This window comes from Actinomycetota bacterium (genome assembly GCA_030776725.1).
Taxonomy (GTDB): domain Bacteria; phylum Actinomycetota; class Nitriliruptoria; order Nitriliruptorales; family JAHWKO01; genus JAHWKW01.
This window is the reverse complement of record JALYHG010000254.1, coordinates 1-7260: the sequence shown is the minus strand read 5'-3', so window position 1 is coordinate 7260 and position 7260 is coordinate 1. Positions and strand designations below refer to the sequence as shown.

General features: G+C 71.7%; 9 protein-coding genes and 1 pseudogene. 7 read left to right on the top strand and 3 right to left on the bottom strand.

Annotation, left to right across the window (positions count from 1 at the left end; all coding sequences use genetic code 11):
• The first annotated feature begins 80 nt into the window (after window positions 1-80).
• Window positions 81-704: pseudogene (locus M3N57_12350) on the top strand (UdgX family uracil-DNA binding protein).
• A gap of 234 nt (window positions 705-938) precedes the next feature.
• Here M3N57_12350 and M3N57_12345 read toward each other — a convergent pair.
• Complete coding sequence (locus tag M3N57_12345) at window positions 939-2249, bottom strand: erythromycin esterase family protein (protein ID MDP9023460.1); 1311 nt, start codon at window positions 2247-2249, stop codon at window positions 939-941.
• Window positions 2250-2385: 136 nt separating this feature from the next.
• On the opposite strand from M3N57_12345, the gene M3N57_12340 reads away from it, so the two are divergent.
• The 5 genes from M3N57_12340 (at window position 2386) to M3N57_12320 (ending at window position 6055) form a co-directional block, all read left to right on the top strand.
• Entirely contained in the window at window positions 2386-3114 is a 729-nt protein-coding gene (locus M3N57_12340; GenBank protein MDP9023459.1) for a CPBP family intramembrane metalloprotease, read from the top strand.
• Between the two features lie 12 nt (window positions 3115-3126).
• Window positions 3127-3405: a hypothetical protein gene (locus tag M3N57_12335; GenBank protein MDP9023458.1), complete on the top strand. Its 279-nt coding sequence runs from the start codon at window positions 3127-3129 to the stop codon at window positions 3403-3405.
• Between the two features lie 3 nt (window positions 3406-3408).
• Window positions 3409-4245: a beta-lactamase family protein gene (locus M3N57_12330; GenBank protein ID MDP9023457.1), complete on the top strand. Its 837-nt coding sequence runs from the start codon at window positions 3409-3411 to the stop codon at window positions 4243-4245.
• Between the two features lie 83 nt (window positions 4246-4328).
• A complete protein-coding gene (locus tag M3N57_12325) occupies window positions 4329-5480 on the top strand; it encodes a sigma-70 family RNA polymerase sigma factor (GenBank protein ID MDP9023456.1) in 1152 nt (383 codons plus the stop codon).
• Window positions 5477-6055, top strand: coding sequence for an AAA family ATPase (locus M3N57_12320; GenBank protein ID MDP9023455.1), 579 nt, complete (start codon window positions 5477-5479; stop codon window positions 6053-6055). The genes M3N57_12325 and M3N57_12320 overlap by 4 nt, the downstream gene beginning before the upstream one ends.
• 43 nt (window positions 6056-6098) lie before the next feature.
• Here the strand turns inward: M3N57_12320 and M3N57_12315 are convergent, their stop codons facing one another.
• A complete protein-coding gene (locus tag M3N57_12315) occupies window positions 6099-6278 on the bottom strand; it encodes a hypothetical protein (protein MDP9023454.1) in 180 nt (59 codons plus the stop codon).
• A gap of 91 nt (window positions 6279-6369) precedes the next feature.
• Window positions 6370-6882 carry a bacterial proteasome activator family protein gene (locus M3N57_12310; GenBank protein ID MDP9023453.1) on the bottom strand — a complete coding sequence of 171 codons (513 nt, stop codon included), beginning with the start codon at window positions 6880-6882 and terminating at the stop codon, window positions 6370-6372.
• A 164-nt stretch (window positions 6883-7046) separates the two neighbouring features.
• On the opposite strand from M3N57_12310, the gene M3N57_12305 reads away from it, so the two are divergent.
• Window positions 7047-7260 (top strand): CapA family protein (locus M3N57_12305; protein ID MDP9023452.1); only part of this gene is annotated, 214 nt, incomplete at its 3' end.

Here is a 7260-nt window from a genome sequence, read left to right as displayed (position 1 = left end):
GTCCCGGGTCGGTCGAACGTCGGTCCGTCTCTGCGGCGACGCCGCCGTAGGGTCGCCATCGACGTCCCAGGGAGGTCGCCATGGACGGTGAGGCGTCCAGCGCCGCTGCGTACGTACCCGCATCGCGGGACCTGCCCGCTCTCCAGGAGGCCGCGGCCGACTGCAAGGGCTGCGGCCTGTACCGCGACGCGACCCAGACCGTGTTCGGTGACGGCGGGCGGGACGCCGACGTCATGTTCGTCGGCGAGCAGCCCGGCGACCAGGAGGATCGCGAGGGTGCCCCCTTCGTCGGTCCCGCGGGACGCGAACTCGACCGCGCGTTGGAGCGGGTGGGGATCGACCGCACGCAGACGTTCGTCACCAACGTCGTGAAGCACTTCAAGTGGAAGCAGCGCGGACGGAAGCGTCTCCACCAGACCCCCAACCGGGAAGAGATCGAGGCCTGCCGCCCGTGGCTCGACGCCGAGGTCGAGGCGGTGCATCCCAAGGTGATCGTCGCGCTGGGTGCCACCGCCGCCAAGGCACTGCTGGGGTCGTCGTTCCGGGTGACCAGGCAGCGGGGGGAGCTCCACCCCGGCCCCAACGGCGCGCTGGTCACCGCCACCGTGCATCCCTCGTCGATCCTGCGCGCCCCGTCCGATGAGGACCGTCACGCCGCACGGCAGGCGTTCGTCGCCGATCTGCAGCGCATCGCCGACGTCATCCGCGAAGGCGCCCTGGGCGGCTTGATGCACGACACCAAGGACGACCTGTACGACCAGGCACAACAGGCCGACATCCCCGGCCGCTCGTCGATGACCAAGCAGCAGCTGGCGGAGGAGCTGGCCGACCGGCTCGAGTGACCGCCGCGGCCCCGAGCCGTGGGGTCGTGCCGGACCGGCGCCTGCTCGCACTCGCGGTCGGTCGCGCCGCCCCGCGCGCTGACGCCCCGACCGACGTCACACCGCCCACGGGTAGGTGTCGGGGACCTTCCCCGACTCCCAGGCGCTGGTCGGGTCGAGGGGCTGCAAAGCGGTCGTCTCGTCGATGTGGATCACCACGTCGAACTGTGACGGCAGCTGCGCGCTGAAGTAGTGGCTGATCCGCTCGGTCTCGGGCCGGTAGACCACCCCGATCGCGCGTTCCAGCCGCGGCTCGCCGAACGTGGCCGCCACGTCCGGGTCGTGCATGTCCAGCCAGAACCGGTCGGCGGCGACCTCGTGCAGGACAGCTTCGTGGCTGTCGGGGAGCGCGTCGCGGACCCGTTGACGCAGCATCGGGCCGTCCCACTGCGACGCTGCGGTGACGTGGCCACGGTGGGTCGTGAACCCCACTGCGGTGACCTGCCCGGGATGGCGTTCGCGCAGCAGCTGCCCGACGTTGATCTGACCGCGGCGTCGGCCCATCTCGGTCGCACGGGCGTCGCCGAGGTGGGAGTTGTGTGCCCACACCGCGATCCGAGGCTCACCCACGCGACTCGCGTGGTGTTCGGCCAACGCGTCGACGGTGTCGGCCATGTGCGTGTCGCGCAGGTTCCACGAGTCGTCGCGGCCGCGGAACATCGCCCGGTAGTACCGCTCCGCGTCGGCCACCAGGCGCGCGTTCTGTTCGGCATCGAAGAACGCATCTTCACGGGGCTGCCCGTCAGAACCGACGTAGGCGTGAGCGTTGCGGCGCAGCTCCACGAGTTGCTCGACGACGTCGGCCTCGCACGGTTCCTGGCCCGCCACCGCGATGGCGTGCCCGTACCGCTGACCATCCACCCCGACGTGGTCGAAGCAGTCGTAGCGGAGCCGGGCGCGCTCCGCGGCTTCGGGGTCGACCGCGTCGAGGTAGCGCAGCACCTCCTCGATCGAGGTGAACAGGCTGTACAGATCCATCCCGTAGATCCCGGTCGGGACGTCGCGGTCGGCGTTGTGCTCGCGGAGCCACGCAGCGAAGCCGGCGACCACCGTGTTCCGCCACATCCACGTCGGGAACCGGGTGAAGTCGCCCAGTGCCGCTCGCGGGTCGGCGTCGTCGGAGCGGTGACGGACGTACCCGTCGAGCCGGGCGGCGTCAGGCCAGTCCGCCTCCAGAGCCACGGCGTGGAAGCCGTGGTCGGCGATCAGTCGCCGGGTGAGATCGGCGCGCAGATCGTAGAACTCGTGGGTGCCGTGCGTGGCCTCCCCGAGGAGCACGTAGCGCGAACCCGCGAGCCGCTCCGCCAGCGCTGCGATGGCGGCGTCGTCCAGCGGGTGCGCCCGGCTGTCGAGCGTGTCGTGGGTCATCGCCGCCCCGGTCGTTGGTGGCGCGTGGTGATCCCCGCTTGGGCGCGTGGTGATCCCCCGACGACCGTAGCGGCCGACGCCCGAGGCGCTAGCCGGTCCCACGCCGCCCGTCGCGCGGCCCGTATCGTCTGCCGGGATGCTCGCTCCGGTGATCGTGGCTGCTGCGCTCGTGGCGTACAACACCGTGGCGAACCTGCTGCCTCTTCCCGCCCGCTGGTACGTGCCGACCAACCTGGCTGTCGCCGCCGGGCTGGCGGCCTGGGCGGTGGCGACGGGGCTCGCACCGGCGTCGATCGTGGGCGACGACCCGGCTGCAGGGCTGGCGGCCGGCCTGGGTGTCGCAGCCGCAGCCGCCGCGGCGTTCGCCACGCTGCTCGGCCTGTCACGCCGGCACCGGTCGATCCGCCGGGCGCTCGCCGATCAGCGCGCCGCCGACATGAGCCCGACGACGTTGTCCTGGCACATCCTCGTGCGCATCCCGTTGGGGACCGTCGTGTTGGAGGAGGTCGCCTTCCGCGGCGTGCTCCTCGCCGCGTTCGCTGGCCCGCTGGCGACCACCAGGGCGGTGGTGGCATCCAGCGTCGCGTTCGGCTTGTGGCACATCGGGCCGACCATCCCGACGCTTCGCACCAACCGCATCACCGACCCTGCCCGGACCGTGCTGGGGGTCGCCGGCGCGGTCGTCGTGACGACGGTTGGCGGGGTGGGCCTGTGCGTGCTGCGGCTGGCGAGCGCCTCGCTCGTCGCTCCAGCGCTGGCCCACTGGGCGATCAACGCGTCGGGGCTCGCGGCCGCCGCGGCGGTGCACCGGCGCGGGCACACGACCGGCGCGGTCGACCAGCCCAGGCGTTACGGTCGCCAGTGACAGGAGGACCACATGGCGAAGATCGACGTGACCCCGGCCGGCAACCGGCTCTTCCGTGTCGGTATCGAGGACGACGCCGGCCGATCCGAACACGAGGTGACCGTCCCAGACGGCTACGCCGACCAGCTGGGCGCCGGAGACGTCGCCCTGCAGGACCTGGTGCGCGAGTCGGTCCGGTTCCTGCTCGAGCGAGAACCGAAGGAGCAGATCCTGAGCAGCTTCGCGCTGTCGGACATCCCGCAGTACTTCCCCGAGTACGAGGACGAGATCGCGGGGCGCGTCGCCGGCTGACGGATGGGAGCGCTCGATCGGGTCCGCGACTGGCCGGTCGACGAGGCGGCCGTCGGCGCGGCGGACGCCGACGCGATCCTGGAGACGGTCGGCCCGAGCGGTCAGGTGTTCCCGTGGGCGTCGGTCACCAAGCTGTTGACCGCCTACACCGTCCTGGTCGTCGTCGACCAGGGCACCATCGGTCTCGACGATCGCGCCGGACCGGAGGGCGCGACGGTCGCGCACCTGCTGGCGCACACGTCCGGTCTCCCACTCCGCGGCGAGGATCCGGTCGCCCGGCCGGGGGAGCGGCGCATCTACTCGAGCGCGGGCTTCGAGGTGTTGGGACGGGTCCTGGGCGACCGCACCGGCATGTCGTTCGGCGAGCTCGTCGCTGACAACGTCCTCGAGCCGCTGCAGATGGACGCAACCGTCGTGGCCGGCTCCACCGCGCATGGCGCACGCGGACCGCTGACCGACCTGCTGGCGCTCGGCCGGGAGTTCCTCACCCCGACCCTGGTCGGCCGCGACCTGTTCGCCCGTGCCACCAGCGTGGCGTTCCCCGGCCGGTCGGGCGTGTTGCCGGGGTTCGGACGCCAGGACCCCAACGACTGGGGGCTGGGGTTCGAGCGACGCGATGACAAGCACCCGCACTGGACGGGAACTTCCAACTCCTCAGCGACGTTCGGACACTTCGGCCGGAGTGGTTCGTTCCTGTGGGTCGATCCCGAGGCCGGTCTGGCGTGTGCCTGCTTGGTCGACCGCGAGTTCGGGCCGTGGGCGGTCGACGCGTGGCCTGCGCTGTCCGACGCCGTGGTCGGCGAGTACGGCGCGGCCGGGCGGCGCTCCGCAGCGGGATGATGCGGGGCGCGTGAAGCGTTACAGGATGTCCACCCCTGTGCCGACAACTGGGGGTGGCCTCACGACACCGAAGGGACGCGCCCGTGCCTGTCACCGAGCTCGTGGCGTCCGACGCCGCCGTCGTCGAGCTGCTCGACCGCGCCGCGGAGCGCGGCTACCTCCTGGTGTCCGAACTCGAGGAGCTGCGCTCCGCGCTGGACGCGGACGGTTCCTGGGCGGACGAGGTCGCGGCGTTGGCACGCGACCGCGACGTCGAGGTCGTCGACGATGTCTCGGGGGACGAGGAGCCCTCGGGCGAGGTCCGGATGTCGATGTCCGGCGATCCCGTCCGCCAGTACCTGGACCTGGCCGGGCGGACTCAGCTGCTCGACGCCGAGCGTGAGCAGGACCTCGCCAAGCGGTACCAGGCGGGCCTCGCCGCCGCCGCGATGCTGGACGGCGCTGGCCGTCTCACCCCCCGCCAGCGTGCCCGGCTGCACGCGATCCGCCGTGACGGGGAACGCTCCAAGGAACACATGGTCCGCGCCAACCTCCGACTGGTCGTGCCGCAGGCCAAGAAGTGGATCGGTCGCGGGATCGACTTCATCGAGTTGATCCAGGAGGGAAACCTCGGGCTGATCCGCGCCGTCGAGAAGTTCGACCACACCAAGGGCTACAAGTTCTCGACGTACGCGGTGTGGTGGATCCGTCAGGCGCTGCAGCGCGGGTTCGCGGACAAGGCCCGCACCATCCGGGTCCCGGCCCACGTGTGGGAGCTGTCGGCGAAGCTGCGCCGAGCCGAGATCGACCTGCGCAACGAGCTCGGCCGCGATCCCACGGACGAGGAGATCTCGGCACGGACCTCGGTCGATCTCGCCCGGATCGGCGACGTCCGGGAGGTCCTGCAGGACCTGACTTCGCTGGACCGCCCCGTCGGTGAGGACGGGGATGCCAGCATGGGAGACCTCGTTCCCGACACGGACACCGCCGACCCCGAGCGCACCGCCTCGGCGGGCGACGCTCGCTCGCGCCTCGCCCGGGCCTTGACCGGCCTGACCGAGCGCGAGCGCGCCATCCTCGAGCTGCGGTACGGCTTCGTGGACGGCGATACACGGACCCTGGACGAGATCGCCCAGGAGTACGGGTTGAGCCGCGAGCGGATCCGCCAGCTCGAGCAGGAGGCGCTGGCCAAACTGCGTCATCCAGCGCGGGGCGCCAACCTCGGCTCGCTCCTCGACGCTGTCGCGGCCGCGTGACGGCGGACGCCGACGCCTCCCGACCGTCACGCGCCCCGGAAGCGGCCACGGTGGCCCTTCGGGTCCCCGACCCGTCGGTGATCCTGCTGGTCGGGATCGCCGGGTGCGGGAAGTCGACGTTCGCCGAGCGACACTTCACGTCGACCGAGATCGTCTCCTCCGATCGCTGCCGGGCCCTGGTCGCCGACGATCCCACGGACCAGGCCGCCACCGGTGACGCGTTCTCGCTGCTGACCTTCATCCTCGACAAACGGCTGAAGCGGCGCCGTCTGACGGTCGTCGACGCCACCAACCTGACCCGCGATCAGCGTCGGCGCTACCTGGGCTTGGCCGCCAAGTACGACGTGCCGGCGGTCGCGGTCGTGTTCGACCTGCCGTTCGAGATCTGTGTCGCCCGGGACGAGGGCCGCGGCGACCGCCGCGTTGGGCGCGACGTCCTGGACAGCCAGCGGCGCGAGTTCGAACGGGGCGTGGAGCAGCTGCGGCGCGCCTCGGAGTACCGGGTGCTGAAGATCCTGTCCTCGCCGGAGGAGGTGGACGCGACGGCGGTGGTGCGTGAGGACGCCGGCAGGTAGGCCGCCCGCCCCCGCCCGGCCTGGCTGTGCAACGCCCCGACCGTCAGGTCAGTCCGTGACGCGAGGCGTCCTGGTGGTGGACGAACTCCACCTCGGCGTCCTCGTACCCCTGCTCTGACTGCGGGAAGGCGTTCCCCTCCCAGCCGCACAGGCAGCGGGCGACGACGTACACCTCGTCCTCACGGATGTCCTCGCGCGGGTCGAACTGGTGCACGTTGGGCACGGGATCCTCCTGGTCCTCGACGGGCCGCCCGGTGGTGTGCAGCGGCGACCGCGTGCTCTCGGCGGCGCGACAGCGACCGCCACGGCGAGCGCTACAGGTACTGGCCGGCACCTCCCTGGCGGCCGCCCCCTTCGATCGCTTGCCGGCGCTGGAGCTGTGCCAACTGCTGCAGCTGCTCCTGGGTGGCCATGCTCGCCTGGATACCGCGGAACAGGCCCTCGAGCCAGCCGGCCAGCTGCGCCTGGGCCACCCGCAGCTCCGAGCCACTGGGTGTCCCGTCGGGTAGCAGGCTCATCTCCTCCAGTTCCGCGCCCAGGTCCTCCGACACGATCTCCTTCAGCGACGCGATCGCCTGATCGTGGATCTCCGCGAGACGTTCGCGGCCGGCCTCGTCGAGCTCGGTTGCGCGGACCTCGTCGAGCATGCTGCGCACCATATGCGCGATGCGCATCAGTCGCGTGGGGTGCTCGACCTCCTCCTGAGGCGACGTGTCGCGGTCGACGAAACGCTGCGCAGGCGTCTGTTCGGCGTCGGGCTGTCCGGTCTGGCCCTCGCCGTCGGTCGGCGGCGCCTCGTCGGGGCTGAAGCGGTCAGCGTCGGCCACGGTCTGCTCCTGTCTCCTGCGTCCTAAGCAAGACGACGCCGACCGGTTCCGCAACCGGGCGGCCACCGGCCCGCGACACCGACCACCCGCTCGGACCGGGTACAGAGCGCCGCCACGGCCTTCCTGCGCCGTACGGTCGCGGGTGGATCGGGGCGAGGGGGCCGATGACCACGATCGCGCTGGCGGGCGACACCATGCTCGGCCGGAAGGTCGCCGAACGGCTGGCGGACGTCGGGCCGAGCGAGCTGTTCGACGCGGCCGTGGTCGCGGTCTTCAACGAAGCCGACATCGTCGCTGTCAACCTCGAGTGCTGCATCTCCGACCGTGGCTCACCGTGGCACGACCCGCGCAAACCGTTCTTCTTCCGCGCCCCGCCCC